18 protein-coding genes and 1 pseudogene are annotated in these 22342 nt (G+C 43.4%); 6 read left to right on the top strand and 13 right to left on the bottom strand.

Translation table 11 applies throughout. The annotated features are described in order from the left end of the window. Positions 1–122 precede the first annotated feature (122 nt). Both Hs20B_RS05895 and Hs20B_RS05890 read left to right on the top strand, forming a co-directional pair. Positions 123–758 carry an MBL fold metallo-hydrolase gene (locus Hs20B_RS05895; RefSeq protein WP_172356549.1) on the top strand — a complete coding sequence of 212 codons (636 nt, stop codon included), beginning with the start codon at positions 123–125 and terminating at the stop codon, positions 756–758. 174 nt (positions 759–932) lie between these two features. Beyond that, on the top strand, positions 933–1892 hold the full coding sequence (locus tag Hs20B_RS05890; RefSeq protein ID WP_172356547.1) for a N(5)-(carboxyethyl)ornithine synthase: 960 nt from the start codon (positions 933–935) through the stop codon (positions 1890–1892). A gap of 44 nt (positions 1893–1936) precedes the next feature. Here Hs20B_RS05890 and Hs20B_RS05885 read toward each other — a convergent pair whose 3' ends face one another. From Hs20B_RS05885 to Hs20B_RS05860, 4 genes are all read right to left on the bottom strand, one after another. Next, positions 1937–2881 carry a cation diffusion facilitator family transporter gene (locus Hs20B_RS05885; RefSeq protein ID WP_228407507.1) on the bottom strand — a complete coding sequence of 315 codons (945 nt, stop codon included), beginning with the start codon at positions 2879–2881 and terminating at the stop codon, positions 1937–1939. A gap of 252 nt (positions 2882–3133) precedes the next feature. Then, positions 3134–3343 (bottom strand): hypothetical protein, encoded by a 210-nt coding sequence (locus Hs20B_RS05880; protein WP_172356545.1) that lies wholly within the window; start codon positions 3341–3343, stop codon positions 3134–3136. 263 nt (positions 3344–3606) lie between these two features. Beyond that, positions 3607–3816 carry a hypothetical protein gene (locus Hs20B_RS05870; RefSeq protein WP_172356543.1) on the bottom strand — a complete coding sequence of 70 codons (210 nt, stop codon included), beginning with the start codon at positions 3814–3816 and terminating at the stop codon, positions 3607–3609. A 184-nt stretch (positions 3817–4000) separates the two neighbouring features. Then, on the bottom strand, positions 4001–4291 hold the full coding sequence (locus Hs20B_RS05860; RefSeq protein WP_172356539.1) for a hypothetical protein: 291 nt from the start codon (positions 4289–4291) through the stop codon (positions 4001–4003). Between the two features lie 111 nt (positions 4292–4402). Here Hs20B_RS05860 and Hs20B_RS05855 point away from each other — a divergent pair, with 111 nt between their 5' ends. Both Hs20B_RS05855 and Hs20B_RS05850 read left to right on the top strand, forming a co-directional pair. Next, positions 4403–6385: a glycosyltransferase family protein gene (locus tag Hs20B_RS05855; protein WP_172356537.1), complete on the top strand. Its 1983-nt coding sequence runs from the start codon at positions 4403–4405 to the stop codon at positions 6383–6385. After that, on the top strand, positions 6385–7842 hold the full coding sequence (locus tag Hs20B_RS05850; RefSeq protein WP_172356535.1) for a hypothetical protein: 1458 nt from the start codon (positions 6385–6387) through the stop codon (positions 7840–7842). Before Hs20B_RS05855 ends, Hs20B_RS05850 begins: the two co-directional genes overlap by 1 nt. Before the next feature lie 49 nt (positions 7843–7891). Here the strand turns inward: Hs20B_RS05850 and Hs20B_RS05845 are convergent, their stop codons facing one another. Beyond that, the gene (locus Hs20B_RS05845) at positions 7892–8893 is read right to left on the bottom strand and encodes a 4-hydroxy-3-methylbut-2-enyl diphosphate reductase (protein WP_172356533.1); all 1002 of its coding nucleotides are present in this window, start codon (positions 8891–8893) and stop codon (positions 7892–7894) included. A gap of 105 nt (positions 8894–8998) precedes the next feature. Here Hs20B_RS05845 and cysK point away from each other — a divergent pair, with 105 nt between their 5' ends. Further along, positions 8999–9925 (top strand): cysteine synthase A, encoded by a 927-nt coding sequence (cysK, locus tag Hs20B_RS05840; RefSeq protein ID WP_172356531.1) that lies wholly within the window; start codon positions 8999–9001, stop codon positions 9923–9925. 139 nt (positions 9926–10064) lie between these two features. Here the strand turns inward: cysK and Hs20B_RS05835 are convergent, their stop codons facing one another. The 6 genes and pseudogenes from Hs20B_RS05835 to metK form a co-directional block, all read right to left on the bottom strand. Further along, the gene (locus Hs20B_RS05835) at positions 10065–12920 is read right to left on the bottom strand and encodes a mucin-binding protein (RefSeq protein WP_172356595.1); all 2856 of its coding nucleotides are present in this window, start codon (positions 12918–12920) and stop codon (positions 10065–10067) included. A 201-nt stretch (positions 12921–13121) separates the two neighbouring features. Continuing rightward, complete coding sequence (locus tag Hs20B_RS05830; RefSeq protein WP_172356529.1) at positions 13122–15515, bottom strand: primosomal protein N'; 2394 nt, start codon at positions 15513–15515, stop codon at positions 13122–13124. Positions 15516–15680: 165 nt separating this feature from the next. After that, positions 15681–15992 (bottom strand): annotated as a pseudogene (gene rpoZ, locus Hs20B_RS05825) (DNA-directed RNA polymerase subunit omega); the annotation flags it as partial. Between the two features lie 15 nt (positions 15993–16007). Next, positions 16008–16637, bottom strand: a complete 630-nt coding sequence (gene gmk, locus Hs20B_RS05820) for a guanylate kinase (protein WP_172356525.1) — start codon at positions 16635–16637, stop codon at positions 16008–16010. 166 nt (positions 16638–16803) lie between these two features. Continuing rightward, positions 16804–18405 (bottom strand): ribonuclease Y, encoded by a 1602-nt coding sequence (rny, locus tag Hs20B_RS05815; RefSeq protein ID WP_172356523.1) that lies wholly within the window; start codon positions 18403–18405, stop codon positions 16804–16806. A gap of 98 nt (positions 18406–18503) precedes the next feature. Continuing rightward, positions 18504–19691: a methionine adenosyltransferase gene (metK, locus tag Hs20B_RS05810; RefSeq protein WP_172356521.1), complete on the bottom strand. Its 1188-nt coding sequence runs from the start codon at positions 19689–19691 to the stop codon at positions 18504–18506. Between the two features lie 312 nt (positions 19692–20003). Here metK and Hs20B_RS05805 point away from each other — a divergent pair, with 312 nt between their 5' ends. After that, positions 20004–20741, top strand: coding sequence for a biotin--[acetyl-CoA-carboxylase] ligase (locus tag Hs20B_RS05805; protein ID WP_228407505.1), 738 nt, complete (start codon positions 20004–20006; stop codon positions 20739–20741). A 22-nt stretch (positions 20742–20763) separates the two neighbouring features. Here the strand turns inward: Hs20B_RS05805 and Hs20B_RS05800 are convergent, their stop codons facing one another. Both Hs20B_RS05800 and Hs20B_RS05795 read right to left on the bottom strand, forming a co-directional pair. Further along, positions 20764–20943, bottom strand: a complete 180-nt coding sequence (locus Hs20B_RS05800; protein ID WP_172356519.1) for a DUF3272 family protein — start codon at positions 20941–20943, stop codon at positions 20764–20766. A 56-nt stretch (positions 20944–20999) separates the two neighbouring features. Continuing rightward, positions 21000–22190 carry an SAM-dependent methyltransferase gene (locus Hs20B_RS05795; RefSeq protein ID WP_172356517.1) on the bottom strand — a complete coding sequence of 397 codons (1191 nt, stop codon included), beginning with the start codon at positions 22188–22190 and terminating at the stop codon, positions 21000–21002. Positions 22191–22342: the final 152 nt, after the last annotated feature.

Here is a 22342-nt window from a genome sequence, read left to right as displayed (position 1 = left end):
TATTTTATAAGTTAAATCTATTATAGCATACAATGTTTTTTGATATAATAAAGGGCATAAGAAAGGTCTTGTTTTCTTATCAAAACTGACTTTAGAAAGCTCTTTTAGAAAGTGACGTCCCTATGAATATCCAAAAAATCACAAATCCTATCGCCTACGAAAACACTTATTTTCTGACTAATGATACAGCCACGCTCATCATTGACCCAGGAAATGACAGCGACAAAATCCTTGCGGTCATCCGTGAGATTGGAAAACCAGTCGCTGCGATCCTACTTACGCACACTCACTACGATCATATCATGGGCGTTGAGGCCGTGCGTGCTGAGACTGGTGCGCCTGTCTACGTGAGTGCCCTTGAGGCCGACTGGCTCTACACGCCTGTACTCAACCTTTCAGGCCTACCGCATCACAAAGATGACCTGCCCGATGTCATGGTCAATGCTGCCGAACACACCTTTGAGACGGGTAAAACTTATGACCTCTCAGGCTTTGTTTTCACTGTCCTTGCAACGCCTGGTCACTCGCAAGGTGGTGTTTCCTTCGTTTTTGAAACTGAACACAAGGTCTTCACAGGTGACGCCCTCTTTTCAGGAACCATTGGTCGAACTGACCTCAATACCGGTGATGTCGAGATTTTGAAAAACTCGATTATCACGCAGCTTTTCCCACTTGACAACGACTATCAAGTTTTTCCAGGTCACGGTCCGCAGACAACTATTGGCGCTGAAAAGCATTTTAACCCATTTTTTCAGTAATCTTAACCAAATTTCTTCATAAAATTCAGTGCTTTCTAAGTTCTGGATTTTTTTCTTAGCTAACTGTATTCTAATCGTAATCTAAGAAATCGCCTTTTTTAAGCATTTTCGTGATATACTTGTACCAGAACCTTTACAAGACACCTAACGTATTCGTTCCAAGAATGGAGACACATGAATACTATTGGTTTTTTAAAAAGTCACAAGGAACATGAACATCGGATTGCGATATTGCCGCACGAACTGACTCAGATTCGCTTTCCTGAGCAGATCTATCTAGAAGAAAACTACGGTCGACATCTCGGGATTTCAGACGAAAGCTATACTTTACTTGGTGCACACGTGACAAGCCGCACTGAAGTGCTCAAACAAGACATACTTTGCGAGCCAAAGATTGGTGACTCAGATATTTTAGACAAGCTAACGGCTAAGCAGACGATTTTCGGCTGGATTCACGCCACGCAAAGCCTTGACATTACAGACCTGCTTGTCAAAAGTCATGCACGCGTCATTGCCTGGGAAAAGATGTACGAGGACAATCAGCATACTTTTTGGCGCAATAACGAACTGGCAGGTGAAGCCGCCATTCTCCACGCCTATCTGCTGACCGGGCAAATGCCCTATGATACGAAAGTCGCCCTCATCGGCCGTGGTAGCGTCGCTTTTGGTGCCACCCGTGTTTTGCAAGGCCTGGGCGCTGACATAACGGTCATCCGGCGCAATCAAGAAGAGCTTTTAACAAAGACCCTAGGCGATTACGACGTCATTGTCAATGCGAGTCTCTGGGACATCACGCGTGATGATTTTCTGATTTGTAAAGAAGATTTGGCACGGATGAATCCTGGTGCGCTGATTATCGACATCTCAGCAGATGCCACGGGGGGCGGTATCGAGACATCTCACATCACGGATTTTGCCAATCCGACTTATCAGGTCGAGCAAATCACACATTACGTGGTCGATCATACGCCTAGTCTCCTCTATCGAACAGCCTCAAAGAGCATCTCAAAAGCGATACTACCCTATCTGGATGACCTGATCTTGGGTAAGGAAAATACCGTTTTACATGAGGCCACGATTATCGATAAAGGACTTGTCATTGATCCTGAGATTTTGGCATTTCAGCAATTGTGATTTGTGACAAGGACATTTAACATAAAAAAGCTGCCCCCAACAGGTCAGCTTTTTGCTTGATAATTTTCGTCAAATGTATCAGTTTCGATATAAATGTAAGTTTTATAGCCGGCTAATTTGGTACGGATTTGACTTTCAATGTCATTGATCAGATCAAATGTTTTTGCGTCAAAATCGTCTGCGACGTCGATTTTCGCTGCAACCAAAATATCGGTTGGCCCTAGATGAACTGTTTTTAAATCAATCAATTTGTCCACTTCTGGTCTTGAAAAACTTGACTTAATTTTTGCCAGGTCTGCTTTTGTGGCTGATTCGCCGACAAGTAGGCTGTAGAACTCCTTGGCTAGAAAAATCGCTGCAGCCATGAGTAATAGCCCAATCAAAAGGCCTGAAAATGCGTCCCAAAAAGCATTTCCCGTCACGTGTGATAGCACCGTGCCCGCAAGGGCCAAAAGAAGGCCAACAACCGCACAAGAGTCCTCAGTAAAGATGATCAAAACCTCGCTGTGACGGCTTTCGCGCAGAAACTTAAATAACGGCTGTTGCTCAACATTTAGCTCGGCAATTTCCTTGAAAGCAACTCGCAAACTCGTACTTTCAACGACTAGACCAAAGATCAAAATCGCAATGACAAGCCATGTGTTTGAAATCTCGTGAGCGGGATGCGTGAGCTTTTCAACGGCCTCAATCACACCAAGTGCCCCACCACCAAAAAAGAGCATCATGGCGACAATTGTCGAGAAAAAATACTTGGCACGCGCCTCGCCAAAGGGATGCAACTCACTTGTCTCGGCCTTCGCACGCTTGTCACCAAATAAAAGCAAAATCTGATTGCCACAGTCGACCACGGAGTGAATGCTTTCGTTCATCATGGCAGATGATCCACTTATGGCAAAGCCGATAAATTTGCTGATGGCAACAAGCACATTAGCGCCTAGTGCCGCAATGACACTGCCCATGCCACTTGAGTTTTCTGTTTCTGTTGACATAAAATTTAAATTCCTCTGATATTTTTTGATAAGGCCATTTTACCGTAAATCCAATTTTATCTCAACCAAACATCATGATAGCGTGAAATCTTTGATATTTCTAACCTTCATAGATTTCATAAACCTCTACATTTTATTGTAATTCATTTCAGCAGTTAATTTTCTGCCGTCTGCTGCATTACCAGATTTGACCTGCTCATAGAGGTACTTTAAAATCTGGTACACGATAACGTGATAATCATCTTTTTGCCATTAGTTTATCTCCTCGATTGATAAGATGTCTGGTACTGGAATTGGTTGTAATTCATTGAACCATAAATCTTCATTTTCCAATAGAATCGTATGCACGTCAACATCTTCCATATCTTCATAGCTGTCAAAAAAACCTATAAATACCGTTCCGTCTTTCATCAGAACTTTAATATCTTTTTGCCTAAAAGGCGTAACTTTTTTTACATCCATTATCGTTTATCCTCTCTTAGTTTTTTAGGTGTTAAGTGACTGCCTGTCTTTCTAAACGACACAGTTACAAATTTAGTTTTAATTTCTTCTCCAGTTTCAGGGTCTATGAATATCGCAATATAATCTTCAGCTTCATAAGTTACAGGCCTTAAGCCATTGAATCCCTTAGGTAATCGCAGTTATTCCACAATTTCTTGCGATTGCTTATTATCAATCAATAGTTTACTTGGTAATGCTTTACCATCATATCCTTTTTTGATGCCTTATTTTATCTCCTCGATTGATTGGATTTCTGGTACTGGAATTTCTTTCAACCAGTCACCCCATAATTCTTGATTTTCTAGTTGAATTGTATCAACTTCAACATCTTCACTATCTGCGTAATCTTCAAAGAAACCAGTATATTCTTTGCCATCTTTCATTAAAATATTAATGTTTTTCCGCCTATAATGCGTGGCTTTTTTAATATCCATTATCGTCTATCCTCTCTTAGGTCTTTAGGTGTTAAGTGACTGCCAGTTTTTCTGAATGCAGCTTTAACCGATTTAGTTTTAATTTTTTCCCCTGTTTTTGGGTCAATATATATCGCAATATAATCATTCAATTCGTGATTCACAACACCTTTGCCACTGAATCCTTTAGGGAATCGCATTTGTTCTACAATTTTTGTGCTTCCTCATTATCAATCAATAGCTTACTAGGCAAAGCTTTTCCGTCATATCCTTGTTTTATCAAGTCTTTTTGATAATTGATAACCTTATCTTTCCATTGCTGCGTACCAACAATATGACGATTATTCATATCAGGATTGATGTTCACTTTTTTCTTAAGCTCATCACTCAAATCCTCATAACTGATAGTATTATTATACCATTTCTTATGCTTGGCTATCTTAGTCGCCTGACTGGTATCTGTCACGACTTCACCAGTCGCAAGCGCAGACTTCATTTTGACTCATCATTTTTTTGATTTTGGTTAGTAAATAGGCCAATGACGGTAACAAATTATGGATTTTTTTGATATAATTAGACTTAGAATATGATACAAGGACGAACATTCATGACAAATTTCAAGACAATTTTAGATAAAAACGGCAACTTGCCCAACATGATTTTTTCAAGTAATGAGGGTGCTGGCGAAGCAAAATCAGGTATTGAGTTTGCACAGGTCCAGCGTAATCAGCTCTTTGAGCAGGCGGGTATCCCTTTTCAGCTCACTTTTAACCATTTTGATCCGATCCTCCATTTTGTCACGCGCCAAGCGCAGATGGCTTTTAAGGATGAAAATATCAACAATCTATTTGACTGGTATGGCGGGGACCGCCTGTATGACGGAGAACTCGGTAGCCTCAGTGTTGACGACCTATCGTTCGGACAGTTTTTTGGACAAGAAATTACAAATGTCGACGAAGACCGCGCGAATCGTGTTTATAATCTCAAAGTCGGTGATTTTTTGGTGGCACGTGTACATTACCATGATGGCAAACACTTTGGCACAGCCAATCGTAAACCTGTCGCCTTTGTCGAAAACTTTGACCATTTTGCCAATCTGACGACCGTTGACACCTATGATTTGCGTGGTTTCAAGTCTCTGACACAAATCTATTCAGGTGATAATAAAATCGCGTCAGAACAGTTTTTTAGCTCGACTGGTCGCGTGACAATCGAGCACTTTTTCATGGAAGACTATGAAAATATCACAGAAATGGGCGCAAACGGCGCAGGAACAGCTGCAAATGAGATTATAGGTGAGCTCAAAGACGCTAACGGACAGACCTACGCCAACCGTCTAAGTGCTGGCTGGAAACTTAACTACGAAAACGGGCCATCCGTCATGTTTGATACCATGACTGAGCTCACAGCACAGTGGATGGACGACGTTAACAGTTATTATTACACAGAAAATGCCGATAATATCTGGATTCTTGACCGTCTCAATGACCATCAAGAAAAAATCACAGACGGTTTTTCAAAACCAGCCAAAACCATTTATTTCTTGCACAATGGGCATACTGGCCTGTCAGATATGGCAGATCCCGAGGCGAATAACGGCGTGCTCAATAATAATTTCCGTTATGGGCTGAGTGCGGGACAAAAGACGCATTTTGTCGGAAACTACGAGTTTTTCGATGCTGTTGTGAGTGCGACGCCTGAGCAAACACGGGATGTCATTGCTCGTTTTAAACCTGAAAAAGCGCATTTTGCAACGATTCCTGTTGGGGTTTTGACACCTAGCCAACTGAGCGCTCCCCTCGTGCCAATGGCCGCGCGCAACCCTAATTCAGTCATCACCATTTCCCGCGTTGTCATGGACAAGCGCATTGAAGCTGCTGTTGCTGCTGTTGCTTATGCTCGCACACATGGCGCGCCTGACGCTGTACTTGATTCTTACGGCTCACTTGACATGGGTGATAACGCCATTACGCCGCGTCAGATCAAGTATGTCGTGGATAAAACAGGCATCAATGCTGACTTTGACAATGAGTACTTATTTGATAAACTGCCAAAAGAAGTTCAAGCTCAGTACGATGACAAGGGTATCTGGACTGGACCGTCAGATGTGCCACGCCCAGGATTTGTCCTGCACGGCTACCTCAATGATCCAAAAATTATCCAAGAAGTCGAACAACGCAGCCAGTTATTTACTGTGACTAGCCACATGGAAGGCTTCAACCTAGCTGTGACTGAGGCCATTTCCCAAGGTGTCGTGCCGCTGACTTACCACGAGCGCTATCTCTCGACAGGCGCTATCGTCACAGATTTTCCAGAGATGCGAGATGTGGTCGAGCTGCCTTACGCAAAGCCAATCTATGACTATGGTAATCTGCTCGTTTCAAAAGAAGATCTAGCGCAAAATGAACAGGCTTGGGCTGCTATGGGGCAAGCTATCGTTGACTTATTTAGTGACTCGGATAAGTTGCAACGCTATTCTGAGCAGGCTCAGACATTTGCACAGACACACTTCTCACCACAAGCAGTGCTTGCCGACTGGGAATCACTGATTTTATCATTTGATGCTGATACTCAAAAAGGAGACGCCTAATGGCACAGACAACGACGTATATCACATTAGCTGATCTGACTTTCAATCAAAATGCAGATGAGCTGACGGCGATTTTGCAGTATAAACGCCTGAAAACTGCAGGTGCTAAGGTCAAGCTGGTCACTAAAAATTTCAATAACAGCCTGACTGCCATCCTCAAACACTACGACTTAACAGATGCTGACGTGCTCAATATGTACAGATATTATACCGATACTGACCTCGTGCCTGACCAGCATCAGAACCTTGAAAATTCGCCATTTGTCGACCGCTCACGCTATCAGATCAATGGTGCTAAGGACGGTTTGCAGTACATGCTTGAGCATGGTCGTGCAGTCGCAAAAATCACGCCAATTCCATTTGACAAAGATATGACGATTAACGAGATCCAGTGGAAATTGCGGACCAACTCCATGGCCGTATCAGATATTTACGACTACCGCGGCTACAAGGCGAGCACGGCTTACTTTAACTTACCAAGTCACAGCCCAGGCCGCCAGCTTAATCACCTGACGCATTATGATAGAAATGCCGTGCCACGCATTGAGGTTTTCATCATGAATGCCCACGATGACCATGGTACGCGCCTGGACGACCAGTTTTTACCGACGTCTTACGTCATCAGAACGATGGATGGCAAGACACTGCATTTTGATAATGAATTTCAGATGTTCCGTCAATTTATGAGCGATCTCGTCAGAAATGGTGATGAAATTTACAACCACACGATTGAACTCAACTCTGCCATCAACCACACCATGGATGATCATCTGCCAAGTGAAAAAATCCTGCGTCATCTCGTCGTGAATACCGTTGTTCAGACTGCACCGCAAGATCTGACGCAAGCCCCTTATGGTGCGGCATTGCTTGATGACACAGCAAACTTTGATGACTTTATCGTCTCAAGTAAAAGTCAGTTTGATTTTTACAAGGCTGCCTTTTCAGCGGATCGCCATGTTGTTTACGAACCTGATCTTGCTGACGTCTCAGTAAAACTTGAGACAACTCACAATGACAGTTTCTACACCCTCATTGACCAAGTCCTTGATCTGCCACGAGTTGAAGCCTTGTCCAAACTCGTCATTGACGTCAAAAAGGACTATCCTGATCTCAAATGCTTTATTTTGTCGCCTATCGTGACGCCTGAAGCAAAAGATTTTATTGACACCTTCAACAAGGAAAATGGCCGTGCACTCGGATTTGACGCACAAGAGCCGATTTTCCTAACCATGTCGCCTTTTGCTGATGTCAATGGTGTCAGTGCTGAAACATTTGTGCTCACGCATGCGAGCGCCCTAGTCACATTTGATCCGCTAAACGCCTTCACACCTTGGCTACAAGTCGCAAATGCCCATCAATTGCCGATTTTGATTATGGACCAATCCCAAGTCCTGCTAGAACGTAGCGACCTCTTACAAGGTAATAAATTACAGCTGGATTTAAGCTCAGCCAACTAAAAAAACGTTTCTTGATTTCAATCAAGAAACGTTTTTTTATGATATTAAGTCAGTTTTCAAACGCCTGTTTGCGCAGAACGTCCAAACGCCGTTCACGTTTTTTCGTCAGATCACGCGCAGCTCCACGTGGAATGATTTCCTCATAAGTCACTTGACTCGTCGCACGTGCAGCGCTATTCCCATCAAAATACGTCAAATAATCCATCACCTCGCGAACAATCGCTGTTGGCGTTGACGCACCTGCTGTGACAGCAATCACAGCATCATCAGACATCGCTGTCAGCCAGGCAGGGTCAATCTCTGACACATCTGCCACACGATGCGCTGGCACACGAGCTTGATCGCGCGAGACCTCAGCTAGTCGGTTGGTGTTGTTAGAGCGAGGATCTCCCACGACGATTGTCAGATCACAGCCAACAGCTTGCTCAGCCACAGCAATCTGGCGCTCATTTGTCGCTTGGCAAATGTCACTATGCTCAATCACCTGTGGAAATTTGCTTCTGACAGTAGCCATGATATCTGCCACATCCCACATGCTCATGGTCGTCTGATTGGTCATGAAAATCTTACCAGAAAGCGATAAATCAGCAACGTCAGAAACTTTTGTTAATAAATGAATCCGCTCTGGATCAATGCCCACGACGCCTTCAGGCTCTGGATGACCTTTTTTCCCGATATAGATAATCTCATAACCATCCGCCAATCTTTTTTTGACGATTTCATGCGTGATCAAGACATCTGGACACGACGCATCGACTACCGTCAGACCTTTTTGAGTGGCTCGCGTTCTGACCGCATCAGAAATCCCATGCGCCGTAAAAATCACAGTCCCATGGTCAATCTGCTCTAAAATCGCCAAACGATTTTCACCATCAATAGTCTTAACGCCGATTTTTTCAAAACTTTCGGTGACATGATGGTTATGCACGATCATGCCCAAAATGTAGATAGGCCGTGGCAAATCTGGGCTCTTCGCCACATTTTTTGCGATAACCATCGCATCAATAACACCATAACAATAGCCCATCGGCGTGATATGTTTAATCTTCATAAATTTTTTTAATACCCGATTTCATGATTTGATAACACCGCACTACCTGTTCGGCGCTATACTTATATTATAAACTATTTACTAACTATTTTGGAGGACAGCTACATGTCAAAAATTTACGAAAACATTACAGATCTTATCGGCGCAACACCTATCGTCAAACTTCGCAACGTTGATGCGGATTCAGCAGACGTCTACGTCAAGCTTGAAGCCTTCAACCCTGGTGGCTCAGTCAAAGACCGTATCGCACTCAACATGATCCGTGCGGCTGAAGCTGATGGTTCACTCAAACCTGGTGGGACAATCGTTGAACCTACTTCTGGTAATACGGGAATTGGTCTTGCTTTTGTTGGCGCTGCACTTGGTTACAAAGTCGTCATCGTCCTACCTGAAACTTTCTCAATCGAACGTCGTCGCCTCATCCAAGCTTACGGTGCTGAACTTGTTTTGACACCAGCTGCTGGCGGCATGGGGGCTGCCATTGCCAAAGCAAAAGAACTCGCTGAAGAAAACGGCTACTTCTTGCCTCTTCAGTTTGAAAATCCGGCTAACCCACGCATTCACGAAGAAACAACGGGTCCTGAAATCATAGCTGCCTTTGGCGAAAATGGTCTTGATGCCTTTGTAGCCGGTGCTGGTACTGGTGGTACGATCTCTGGTGTATCACACGTCCTTAAAAAAGCCAATCCAAACATTGACATCGTCGTCGTCGAAGCTGACGAATCTGCTGTTTTGTCTGGTGAAAAACCTGGCCCACACAAAATCCAAGGCATCTCTGCTGGTTTCGTCCCAGGCACGCTTGACACAAAATCTTATGATGAAATCTTGCGCGTTTCTTCTGAAAATGCCATCGCAACTGGTCGCGCTATCGGCGGTCAGGAAGGCTTCCTACTCGGCGTTTCAGGTGGTGCTGCAGTCTACGCAGCAAAAGAAGTCGCTAAAAAACTCGGCAAAGGTAAAAAAGTATTAGCACTCGCACCAGATAACGGCGAACGCTACCTCTCTACTTTCCTTTACGACTTCGGCGAATAATTGCCAACTTGATTTAATTACTCCTTATTTCAAATATAGAAAAACCGCCTTGATTGGCGGTTTTTTTAATAGTGAATTTTTCATGTAAAAACTGGTAAGCAATATGGTTGCTTACCAGTTTTTGAGACAATCATTTTACTTATGCTTGACGTTTTCGTCTGATAACGTAGCCTAGAGACAGTGATAGCAAAGTAAGAACACCTGAAAATAATGTTTCGTTCTCAATTTCTTCCCCTGTTGCTGGGAGGTTGCTTTGTTGATCCGGTGCTAGTTTATTTGTGTTACTTTTTGAGTCTGAGTAAGTTGTTGCCCTGGGGTTAATGTCATAAGTCGGTGTCAACTTGACAGACGACAAATCTTTTTGTGAAGCTACTTGTTGGCTAACGAATGCCGAGCCATTAGTAAAATCTACATCCTCTGATTTTGAGACCGATGCTGAACTTGTTTCAGCAAGTTTTTCTGAAGATGATGATACTGACTGTGATTCTGGTTTCGAAGTAGATTTCGTGGTTTCTGGATTTGGTGCTGCTTCAGTTGTTGATTCTGCAAGCTCTGAACTTGGCACTTGTGCACTTGGTGCTTCTGCTGTTGATTTTTCAGGTTCAGTGGCAGTGGCATCTGACGTTGGTGTTGTTGATGTTCCTGGATTTGGTGCTACTTCAGTTGTTGATTCTGAAAGTTCTGAACTTGGCGCCTGTGTACTTGATTCTTCTGCTGTTGATTTTTCAGGTTCAGTGGCAGTGACAGCTGACGTCAGTGTTGTTGAGGTTTCTGGATTTGGTGCTACTTCAGTTGTTGATTCTGAAAGTTCTGAACTTGGCGCCTGTGTACTTGGTGCTTCTGCTGTTGATTTTTCAGGTTCAGTGGCAGTGACAGCTGACGTCAGTGTTGTTGAGGTTTCTGGATTTGGTGCTACTTCAGTTGCTGGTTCTGCAAGTTCTAAACTTGGCACTTGTGTACTTGGTGCTTCTGCTGTTGATTTTTCAGGTTCAGTGGCAGTGGCATCTGACGTCGGTGTTGTTGAAGTTTCTGGATTTGGTGCTAATTCAGTTGCTGGTTCTGCAAGTTCTGAACTTGGCGCTTGTGTACTTGATTCTGCTGCTGTTGATTTTTCAGGTTCAGTGGCAGTGGCATCTGACGTCGGTGTTGTTGAAGTTTCTGGATTTGGCGCTACTTCAGTTGTTGATTCTGCAAGTTCTGAACTTGGCGCTTGTGTGCTTGATGCTTCTGCTGTTGATTTTTCAGATTCAGAGAATTCTGAACTTGGCACTACACCATTTGGGTCTTCACTTGACATACTTTTCTCAGGTTCAGCGGAGGTTTGTTCTACTGCCGGTTCCAAAGATTCTGCTAGTTCCGGACTTGTCGTTGTTGAAGCCTGTTCATCGATAGGCTGATCCGTCGTTGTGTCCGGTACTTTTTCTTGTTCAGATTCTGATTTTTCGGTCACTTGCTCTGGATTTGTAACCGATTCATCTGGTTGGGCCGTCGTTGTTACTTCTGACGCAGGCTCAGAAGCATCTGGTTCTGTCACCGATTCACTGGGTTTCTCAGGATCTGGATCTGAAGTTGCCTGTTCGCCTTGTTCATCTGAACTTGATGCTGTTGTTTCAGGCTCTTGCGATACAGTATCATTTGATGGCTCAGAGGGTGTGGTAGTTGTTTCAGTGTCTTTGGTATAGGTCACTGTTGTCCCGACATTTGGCGTTGAAACCGTTGTGACGTTTTGATCCGATTCTGATTTATCAGCTGTGTAACCACTGAGTTCTGGTGAGTTTACTATCTTAAAGCTAATCATACCAGTCTCAGAATCTACTGCCACATCTGCATTGTCAGACGTATAAGTCGGTGCCGCCGCACCATTATATAAACTCATATCGGCATCTGCCGGTATAACCGTCTGCGTCACGAGATCAATCGCATAGTGATAAGCTATAGTTGCAGTCGTCGTGACAGCATCAGGCGCAGACGCGTCCCCATCTGCCACCACATAATCTACCGTGTAAGACGCATCTACCGTGTCCTCAGCAGTAGTTGTATCATGCTTTAAACCAATCGTGAAAGCTTGATTCTTATCATCATCATGATCATAAGAAGCATCAGCCACTTGATTTTCAGATATACTATAACCACTCGTCAAATAGGTCTGCAACTGGTCAGAAATATCTGATGTTAAAACAGCACTATCACTATTACCAGTCGTATCTATTGTCCCTAAGACTTGGCCTGTGGTCTCATCTAAAAATGTTACTGTCGCAGCCTGCGTATGCGGCTGGTAAGTCACATTATGGACTTGAGGCACACTGTCAGCACCAGAGCCATTGTTGGTTTTATCAGCCATCTCAGCTGCTAGCACGTTACCAGGCACCCCATCAACAAGCATCGTATAGCCAGAAATTTGAAAACCAGATAAGTCAATCGCGTCAAATCCAGCATCAGTCACTGTGTATTGACTGCCAGTCGTCGTTGTCCCATCAATATTATGAATATTAATAATTTGCTGTTGCGTGCCTGGGGCAAGTAACAGTATCAAGCCTGAGCTTGTACTCGCATCATTTCCAAAAGCATTGACAACTGCCTGAAACTGCGTCCGATCTGGGCTGATAGCTGCCTGCACGCCATCACCATTATCTTGAATCCCGATAATCGCAATGTAATAACCGGGCATCGTGCCAGAAATACTTCCAATCCGGGACCCACTTGTACCAGGAAGACCAGTAATGAAATCACCAATCGTCCCTGAATCTTGCAAGCCTGGTGTGTCAGTAAACATCGGTACTACGATGCTATTCCAAACGTCAGAACCAAACGGTACTATCCCTGTCAAGTATTGGTAGTTTTTATCAGCATTTAGCTGCAAGAGCATGATATTTAACTGCTGTGTGACAGGTGTAGCCGTGTCATCTGCATGGACCCGACTCACACCAAGCTCCCAACTAACCACTAGCAAAGTTGACAATACAGCTAAAAATTTTTTTGCTTTTTTCTTTTTCATAACTTTCCCTTTTTCTGAAAACAACTACACTTCTTTCATTAAGTATACAATATTTTTCCGAATTTGTCCTGTAAATCATATCATTATCACAATGATATGCAATTTTTACAATTTTTTTACAAAATATGCAATATAACCAAAAAATCAAGTCCGCAAACTTGATTTCAAATCGTTCAATTTGAGGACAACCACCTCAAAAAGTCACATAAAATTCTGCGGTTCTGAGTCAATCATCACTCGAAGCTCCTTGTTTTCACGCAATTGTGTCAAGTCCAGTACGTCATTTAAGGCATCTGCCAAGTGGTCCTCAAAGCGATATTTGATAAGCAGCTGATAGTGATAAAGATTGTGCGTCCTTGCGATTGGCTTTGCGATTGGCCCCAAAACACGGGCTTTGTCCGTCAGATGTGCCTGTAACAAACTCAAAATCTCATAAGATTTTTTGACCGTAATCTCCTCATTTTTGTGGGAAATGACCAGCTGAACCGTAAAATAATAAGGCGGATAGGCAAGCTTACGGCGAAAAGCCATTTCAGTCTGATAAAACTGTTCATAGTCATGCGTCTGCGCAAGTTTTATCGCATAATGATCCGGATTAAAGGTCTGAATCAGAACCTCACCAGATTTTTCGGCACGACCTGCGCGACCTGCCACCTGCGTCAGAAGCTGAAAAGTTCGTTCTGACGCACGAAAATCAGGTAAATTCAGCGCCGTATCCGCATTGATAACACCAACCAAAGTGACATTTGGAAAATCTAGTCCCTTTGCAATCATCTGCGTGCCAAGTAATATATCTGCTTGTCCAGCCCCAAAACTCGAAAGTATTCGCTCATGTGCCCCTTTTTTCTTGGTCGTGTCAACGTCCATCCGCAAAATACGCGCCTCAGGCATGAGCTCCTGCAGCTCTTCTTCTACCTTTTGCGTACCGCTACCATAGTAGCGAATTTTGTTGCTCTGACAGTTTGGGCAGGTATAGGGAATCCCTTGCGTATGTCCGCAATAATGGCAGTTGAGCGTTTTGGTGTCCATGTGCAAGGTCAGAGAGATGTCGCAGTTGGGACACTCTGGTACAAAACCGCAGTCCCTACACATGATAAATGACGAATAGCCCCGCCGATTGAGCATGAGGACGACTTGCTCTTTTTTGCTGACTTTTTCAGCGATTTTATCTAGCATAACTTGTGAAAATGACGCTGACTTATCATTGAGATGTTTTCTCATGTCAAGTAGGCGTACTTCGGGTATCTGTGCAGCTTGATTGGCACGCTGTGTCAAGCGTAAGAGCTGATAAACACCTTGTTGTGCACGTGCACGCGTTTCAAGACTTGGTGTCGCAGATCCCAAAACAAGCGCCGCACCATGATACTGCGCCCGTAACAGCGCAATGTCGCGCGCATGATAACGCGGGTTGCTATCTTGCTTATAGCTCGTTTCATGTTCTTCATCGATGATGATGGCCCCGATATTGGCAAGCGGTACAAAAATCGCCGAACGTGCGCCAACAACGACTTTGGCTTTCCCTGCTGCAATTTTGCGCCATTCGTCATATTTTTCACCGTCAGATAGACCCGAGTGCATGATGGCGACATTTTCCCCGAAACGGGCGATAAAACGGCTCGTCATCATGGGGGTCAGAGAGATTTCTGGCACTAGCATGATGGCTGTCTTTCCTGCATCAATTACATGGGCAATGACCTGCAGATAGACCTCGGTCTTGCCTGATCCCGTCACGCCTTCCAGTAAAAACGGCTTGTCTTGCGAGGTGATGATAGCTTCATAGGCCGCTTTTTGCTCAGCATTAAGCGTTTTTTGTGTGTCAGTCTCGATATTTTCAAAGTAGTCTTGCGACCTTGAGACCTCAACGTCAGACAGTGTCAGCACGCCATTTCCGATGAAAAACTTGACCACATCTCGTGAAAATAGAGCGACTAGCTCCGTATTGTCCCAGACTTTTCCTTCAGGCTCATGCTGGAGAAAAGTTTGCATGGCAAGCTTTTTTTTAGCACGTGCTGAGATTGTTAACGCTAATAACTGAGCGTGATTAGTCAAACTCACGACTTTTTTAGTCTTGATGGTTTCTTTTGACTGCGCCACATAGCGTACTGACACCTTGCCTTCACGCTGCAACTTCATCATGGTTGCTTGCATGACTTCATCTAGACTTGAAAAATGAATCTCATCTGCATTTTCAAAATAATCACTTGCTACCTGTGGGTCAAGCGCCGTCAGAACCTTGTCATAGGATGAATTCAGCAGATTTGGCAACATGGCTTTCAAGATTGAAATTTTATAGGCAAAAACGGTTTCCCGCATTTTATCTGCCAAAGCCAGCTGCTCAGCATTCAAAACTGGCTCAAAATCTAGAACTTCTGCAATGACTTTCAAGTCTTGCAGACGATTTCCTTGATTTTCAACCAGCTCCTGCGACTCAAAGCCCACAATAAAGCCTTGCATCAAACGATTACCACGGCCAAATGGCACATGAACCCGCATACCAATAGCAACCAGAGTTTCAAGCGCCTCAGGTACCACATACGAAAAAGGTTTGTCTGTCTGCATGCTAGGCACATCTACAATGATTTTTGCGATTTTCATACGACTCCTTTTTAGTTTTAAAATAAAAAACCGCCGAAGCAATTTAGTGTGTTACTCAGCTTCAGCTTCAATTTCAGTCACAGGTTCAGTAACTTCGAGAGCTTCATCAGTTTCGGCAATCGTTTGCGCAACGTCTTCAGCTGGCTTTTCTTTACCTTTACTTTGCTTAGCCTCTTCTTCAGCTTGTTCTTTTGCGATTTGCTCTTTGATGCGGCGTTCTTCTTCGATTTTGCGCAGACGCTCTAACTCACGTTTTTCGTGTAGTGCCGTCCGTTTTGCTGCAGGTGCTGGGTGAATACTTACTGTACCTTCTGCCAATTCTTCCAAAGCTTGAAGCGTCGGTTTGACAGATGAAAAGTCTTTTGTTGCAAACTCACCATCACGTAATTCATGGGCACGTTTTGCTTCAAGGACAACAAGTGAGTATTTTGAATCGACTTTATCAAGTAGCACGTCGATAGACGGTTTTAACATCATAATTTCTTACCTCTTTTATTTAACAGTTTGTGTTGCAGTTTCAAGCATGGCATGATAGCGACCAATCACTCGGTCCACACGAAAATGCTCAGCTTCTACGATTTTTTTGACACGTTCAACAGCAAGTGGCACCTCATCATTGACCACCGCATAATCGTACTCACTCATGAGTTTAATCTCTTCACGCGCCTTTGCCATGCGTTCGTTGATGACTTCTAAGCTATCTGTACCACGACCACTCAGACGATCACGCAATTCATCCAGATCAGGTGGCGTCAGGAAAATAAAGACACCATCAGGCACTTTTTCCTTGACCTGTAAAGCACCCTGAACTTCGATTTCAAGAAAAACGTCTTTTCCTTCGTCCAATGTTTTGTTGACATATTCAAGTGGTGTGCCGTAGTAGTTACCGACATATTCGGCATACTCTAACATCTGACCAGCCTTGATTTTTGCCTCAAAATCCTCACGCGTGCTGAAAAAATAATCTTTTCCATCCACTTCACCAGGACGTTGTGCTCGTGTCGTCATTGACACAGAATATTCAAATTGGTGCTGGCTTGACTCAAAAATAGCAGCCCTTACCGTTCCTTTACCGACCCCAGAAGGTCCAGAAAAAACAATCAATAACCCACGCTCTGGCATGCTCACACTCTTTCTAGTTTAGTTGTTATCCTATTTTACCATAAAATCAACCATTTGAAAAGGTATATTTCACCTCCGTTTTACGATAAAAAGAAGAAAACACTAACTTCAGGAGGGTACCCGAAATTAGCGTTTTCTCTCTGAGCTAATTATAGAAACTAGCACATTATTTGGCATAATCGACCGCACGTGTTTCACGGATGACTGTGACTTTGATATTACCTGGATAGTCCATGTCGTTTTCAATCTTTTCTTTGATGTCGTGAGCAAGTACCGTCATCTTGTCGTCAGACAAGGCACTTGGATTGACCATAACACGAATCTCGCGACCAGCTTGCAAGGCAAATGATGTCTCAACGCCATCAAAACTATTTGATATTTCTTCCAAGTTTTGCAGGCGTTTGATGTAATTTTCGATAGATTCACGACGCGCACCTGGACGGGCAGCTGAAAGAGCATCTGCTGCTGCAACCAGGATTGAGATGTTATTTGTCGGCTCTGTATCACCGTGGTGACTTGCGATTGCGTTAATCACAACAGGATTTTCCTTGTATTTCTTAGCAAGTTCTGTCCCGATTTCAACGTGACTGCCTTCAATCTCATGGTCCAGCGCCTTACCAATATCGTGCAGGAATCCAGCACGTTTAGCCAAGGTCACATTTTCACCCATCTCACCTGCCAAATTACCTGCCAGATTGGCCACTTCAATCGAGTGGTTGAGTACATTTTGCCCATAAGATGTCCGAAAATGTAAGCGGCCCATAATCTTCATCAGATCCGGATGCAGGGTGTGCGCACCAACCTCAAAGGCAGCCTGCTCACCATACTCACGAATGCGACGATCTAAATCTTTACGATTTTTCTCAACCAGCTCTTCGATGCGAGCTGGATGAATTCTGCCGTCCTGAACCAATTGTTCCAAAGTCAGGCGGGCAATCTCGCGACGAATCGGATCAAACCCTGATAAAATCACTGCCTCAGGCGTATCATCAATAATTACGTCAATCCCTGTCAACGCTTCAAAAGTACGGATATTACGACCTTCACGACCGATAATCCGTCCTTTCATACTGTCATCTGGTAGCGCAACAACGCTAACCGTCTGCTCACTGACAAAGTCGCCAGACACACGTTGCATAGCTAGTGTGATAATGCTTTTAGCCTTTTTATCAGCCTCAGCAGTCGCTTTTTCTTCGCTAGCACGAATCATCTGTGCCAGCTCTTTTGAAAGTGTGTCCTTAGTATGACCAAGGACGATTTCTTGTGCTTCGTCTTGACTAAGACTTGCGATACGTGCCAATTCAGCCGCTTTTTCTGATTCAATTTGCGACAAGGCATCTTCGCGCTTGTTGAGCGTGTTAGTTTTGTTTGATAGATTTTCTTCTTTTGAATCCAGAGATTGTTCTTTGCGTGTCAATGTATCATCCTTGCGATCCAGGATTTCTTCACGTTGTTTCAGACGTTTCTCTGTTTCTTTTAACTCAGTTCGAGTTTCTGCAAATTCATTTTCTATCGACTCACGACGTTTTTGGCTTTCTTCTTTTAGCTCTAAAATCTTTTCTTTTTTAAGATTTTCAGCTTCTTTTTTAAGATTGTCAGCCTCGACTTTTGCTTGTTTCGTGAGGTCATTCGCCTTGATTTCTGCATGTTCAATCAAACTCTGGCTATCTGCCTGAGCACTTTTCAACTGAGCATTGCGCAAAACAAAGCCAATTCCTAATCCAATCAACAAGGCAATGATGATGCCAGCAATTAATGCTCCAATCATTGTTTACCTCATTTTTTCTAAGTTTATCAGATCTATTGACCTAATAAAAAATCATATGTATCAACATACGATTTTATTATAACATAAAATGACTTATTTCACAAAAGGGCGCTCAAAACATCTACTTTATCCAATTTTTCCCATGGCAAGCTGACGTCTGTGCGACCAAAGTGACCATAGGCAGCTGTCTGACGGTAAATCGGACGTTTGAGATCAAGCATTTTGATAATGCCTGCTGGACGCAAGTCAAAGTTGTCACGGATTGCTGTAATCAGGCGTTCTGACGAGATTTTGCCAGTGCCAAATGTATCCACGTGAATGGAGATCGGCTGTGCCACACCAATCGCATAGCTCAGCTGAATCTCAGCTTTTTCAGCGAGACCAGCCGCAACGATATTTTTAGCGATATAACGCGCAGCATAACTTGCTGAACGGTCAACTTTCGTTGCATCCTTACCAGAGAAGGCGCCACCACCGTGATGCGCGTAGCCACCGTAAGTGTCAACGATGATTTTACGACCAGTCAGGCCAGAGTCCCCTTGCGGCCCGCCAATTACAAAGCGACCTGTTGGATTGATGAAGTATTTTGTATCGTCATCTAAGAGATTGGCTGGAATAACAGCCTTGATCACTTTATTGATGACATCTGCGTGAATTTCTTCGTTAGTTGCTTCTGGTGCATGTTGCGTTGAAATGACAACCGCATCAATGCGTTTTGCGTTACCGGCTTCATCGTATTCAACGGTAACTTGACTTTTCGCATCTGGACGCAAGTATGACAACTCACCAGATTTACGCAAATCAGCCAATTTTTTCACGAGTTGATGAGACAAAGCAATCGCAAGTGGCATGTATTCTGGTGTTTCTTTACTTGCAAAACCAAACATGATTCCTTGGTCGCCTGCACCAATCAAATCGAGCGCATCTTGATCATTTTCGCCGCGAACTTCGATGGCTTCATTGACACCTTGTGCAATATCTGGTGATTGTTCAACGATTGACGGATGTACGCCAACAGTTTTATAGTCAAAGCCAAACTGGGCATCTGTATAGCCGATTTCCTTGATTGTCTGTCTGACAATGGCATCAATATTGACATAAGCGGTTGTTGAGATTTCGCCAAACACATGGACAGAACCTGTGTAGACAGCTGTTTCTGCTGCCACGTGAGCATCTGGATCCTGTGCTAAGATGGCATCCAAAATGGCATCTGAGATTTGATCAGCGATCTTATCTGGATGGCCTTCTGATACGCTCTCGCTGGTAAAAAGATTTTTTTCTGACATAGCTACTCCTTATGATAAATTAAAACATAGTTAAGCGACATGAGTCTGTCGCACGAGTTTAGGGGCTGCTACATGCAAAGAGGCGTGTGTTTACCAAGAACACCTGCCAGTTGTATCAACTTTTCCCCTACCTTTTACGGTATTTTTGGTTACAGGAAACGACTTGAAATCTCTTTCAAATCACCTTCGAAAAGTAACACTTTTATTTTACCACTATCTGAATTTTTTTGCCATGAATTAAGATGAAATCCGTGATATGATATAGCTATGGCGAATTTAGTGTCACGCCATTTTTATTAAAAAATTTTGAGAATGGAAACTGATAACATGATTGATAAACAGCAAATCTTAGCACATAACCCTTGGCTTTCTGATGTCGCCTATCTTGAAAATTCGAGTTCGACGCAACAAGATGCCCAGGCTGACTTATCTGACAAGAAACTCTATGTTGCTGACACACAAACTGGGGCACGTGGCCGATTTGGTAGAGCTTACTTTGCCGTCAAAGGCTCAGGCATTTACATGTCCCTAGCGCTCAAGGCTGATGATACGCCAGAAAACTTCACGATTCTGACGGCTGCAGCCATTGTCACCGCCATCGAAAACTTAACCACAAAAAAACCACAGATTAAGTGGGTCAATGATATTTATCTGGATCATAAGAAAATCTGTGGCATTTTAGTCGAGCGTTTCTTGGCGAGTGGCTACATTATCATCGGCGTCGGACTAAACTTTCACATCACAGAATTTCCGATTGAGCTTCGTGATAAAGCAGGCTCGCTCTTTAGCGATACGCCTACAATCACGCGCGGTGATCTCATCGCTGAGATCTGGTCGCAGTTTGAAAAGCTGCGCCGTTCTGACGACTTTTTAGACATTTACAAAGCCCATTCTTTTGTCCTTGGCAAGACTGTTGAGTTTGAAGAACACGGTCGGACAATCATCGGTACAGCGACTGATCTGACGGAAAATGGTGAGCTCATTGTCAATTCTGACGGGCTTGTCAAAGTCCTGTCATCAGGTGAAATTTCACTCAAAAAATGGTTCTGACATCTCGTCAGAACCATTTTTATTATCCTTTTTCAATCTTTCGTAACCAGCGATCAGCCTTATAAGCAAGCATAAGTTTTCTTATGAGCAAAACACCCCAAAATCCTGTCAAGAACAAATGTCCCGACAAAATCGCATCTGCAAAGAACCACGCATAAAACACTGTACCCAGCATAAAGACATAAAATTGTTGTTTAATCATATACTTCTAGTTTAGCAGAATTTCAGAAAAATTCAATTTTGCCGATTATGCTAGCATTATTTGGCGTTATCTGCTTCATAGATATAAGCACGCGTCATAGGCATATCATGCATTGATGGTCCTTTACTCATCAAAAATTGGATGACGTCAATATTACCTGATTCAAAACTTGCGGCACAGGCCTGCAAGTACATGTCCCACATGCGGTAAAAACGCTCACCCATTGAGTCAATGACATCAGCTTTGACCGCATGAAAGTTATCTGTCCAGATTTCAAGCGTTTTTTGATAGTGACGGCGTAGCGGCTCAATATCATCAAACTGCAAAGGCAGATCCATAACAATCTCAACAAGCTCAGCCAAATGCGGAATATACCCGCCTGGGAAGATATATTTATTAATCCACGGATCCACACCAGCCCCGATATGTTGACCCGTGATGCCATGAATCAGCGCCGTACCGTTCGGATTTAGCCGATCTGAGACATTTTGAAAATACTCAGACAAGTTTTCCTTACCTACGTGTTCAAACATCCCAACGCTCGTAATGTGGTCATAAGTTTGCGTCACGTCCCTATAATCACGCAGATAAACTTCAACTTGATTTTCAAGACCTTCTTCAACGATACGCTTACTAACAAAGTCATATTGTTCTTGAGAGAGTGTCACGCCACGCGATTTGAGGCCATACTCTTTTGCCGCTGTGATGATCAATGTTCCCCAGCCACAGCCGATATCAAGCAGAGACTCGCCACGTTTCGCGTGCAATTTATTTAAGATATGACGTACTTTGTTGTACTGCGCTTCTTCTAATGTATCATCTTCCGTCTTAAAGTAGGCGCACGAGTAAGTCATCGTCGGGTCAAGCCATTTTTCATAAAAATCATTACCAATATCATAGTGACTTTGCACATCTTCTTGCGACGCTTCTTTTGTATGTTTTTGCTTGGGCACAAACTTGGCAAATTTTGAGCCGTTAAAAAAGCTATCTTTTGACTGGTAAGCTGAGACGATTACTTCCTGCAAACTGCCGTCAATGTCGACGATGCCGTCCATATAAGCTTCACCCAACGTCAATGTCGGATTTTTCATCATGCTTGTCATGGGAATCATTTCATTAAACTTGATTGTGGCGACAGGCGCACCCTCACCATATGTGACTGTATCACCATCCCAAAAAGTAATCGTGACAGGTTTTGAAAACATTTTGTTAAATATTTTCTTGTAAGCAAATTTATCAAATACCATTTCTTATTATAGCTCCTATCTATAGTAGATATCTAAGTTTATTATACGCCTTTTTATCTAAATCACAAGAATTTTAGACGTTGAGTCAAAATCCTTGCACTATTTTCCAAAATGTTATATCATGAACTCATAACAAAAGTTTACAAACGTAA

The organism is Pseudolactococcus insecticola, from assembly GCF_011170065.1.
Classification (GTDB): domain Bacteria; phylum Bacillota; class Bacilli; order Lactobacillales; family Streptococcaceae; genus Pseudolactococcus; species Pseudolactococcus insecticola.
Note: the sequence above shows the minus strand (reverse complement) of the source record. Positions and strands in the feature narration are given on the sequence as shown.

Excerpts from the sequence above, each read along its gene's own strand:
- Hs20B_RS05895 (WP_172356549.1), top strand. The coding sequence starts at position 123 with ATGAATATCCAAAAAATCACAAATCCTATCGCCTACGAAAACACTTAT.
- Hs20B_RS05890 (WP_172356547.1), top strand. The coding sequence starts at position 933 with ATGAATACTATTGGTTTTTTAAAAAGTCACAAGGAACATGAACATCGG.
- Hs20B_RS05885 (WP_228407507.1), bottom strand. The coding sequence starts at position 2,881 with ATGTCAACAGAAACAGAAAACTCAAGTGGCATGGGCAGTGTCATTGCG.
- Hs20B_RS05880 (WP_172356545.1), bottom strand. The coding sequence starts at position 3,343 with ATGGATGTAAAAAAAGTTACGCCTTTTAGGCAAAAAGATATTAAAGTT.
- Hs20B_RS05870 (WP_172356543.1), bottom strand. The coding sequence starts at position 3,816 with ATGGATATTAAAAAAGCCACGCATTATAGGCGGAAAAACATTAATATT.
- Hs20B_RS05860 (WP_172356539.1), bottom strand. The coding sequence starts at position 4,291 with ATGAAGTCTGCGCTTGCGACTGGTGAAGTCGTGACAGATACCAGTCAG.
- Hs20B_RS05855 (WP_172356537.1), top strand. The coding sequence starts at position 4,403 with ATGACAAATTTCAAGACAATTTTAGATAAAAACGGCAACTTGCCCAAC.
- Hs20B_RS05850 (WP_172356535.1), top strand. The coding sequence starts at position 6,385 with ATGGCACAGACAACGACGTATATCACATTAGCTGATCTGACTTTCAAT.
- Hs20B_RS05845 (WP_172356533.1), bottom strand. The coding sequence starts at position 8,893 with ATGAAGATTAAACATATCACGCCGATGGGCTATTGTTATGGTGTTATT.
- cysK (WP_172356531.1), top strand. The coding sequence starts at position 8,999 with ATGTCAAAAATTTACGAAAACATTACAGATCTTATCGGCGCAACACCT.
- Hs20B_RS05835 (WP_172356595.1), bottom strand. The coding sequence starts at position 12,920 with ATGAAAAAGAAAAAAGCAAAAAAATTTTTAGCTGTATTGTCAACTTTG.
- Hs20B_RS05830 (WP_172356529.1), bottom strand. The coding sequence starts at position 15,515 with ATGAAAATCGCAAAAATCATTGTAGATGTGCCTAGCATGCAGACAGAC.
- gmk (WP_172356525.1), bottom strand. The coding sequence starts at position 16,637 with ATGCCAGAGCGTGGGTTATTGATTGTTTTTTCTGGACCTTCTGGGGTC.
- rny (WP_172356523.1), bottom strand. The coding sequence starts at position 18,405 with ATGATTGGAGCATTAATTGCTGGCATCATCATTGCCTTGTTGATTGGA.
- metK (WP_172356521.1), bottom strand. The coding sequence starts at position 19,691 with ATGTCAGAAAAAAATCTTTTTACCAGCGAGAGCGTATCAGAAGGCCAT.
- Hs20B_RS05805 (WP_228407505.1), top strand. The coding sequence starts at position 20,004 with ATGGAAACTGATAACATGATTGATAAACAGCAAATCTTAGCACATAAC.
- Hs20B_RS05800 (WP_172356519.1), bottom strand. The coding sequence starts at position 20,943 with ATGATTAAACAACAATTTTATGTCTTTATGCTGGGTACAGTGTTTTAT.
- Hs20B_RS05795 (WP_172356517.1), bottom strand. The coding sequence starts at position 22,190 with ATGGTATTTGATAAATTTGCTTACAAGAAAATATTTAACAAAATGTTT.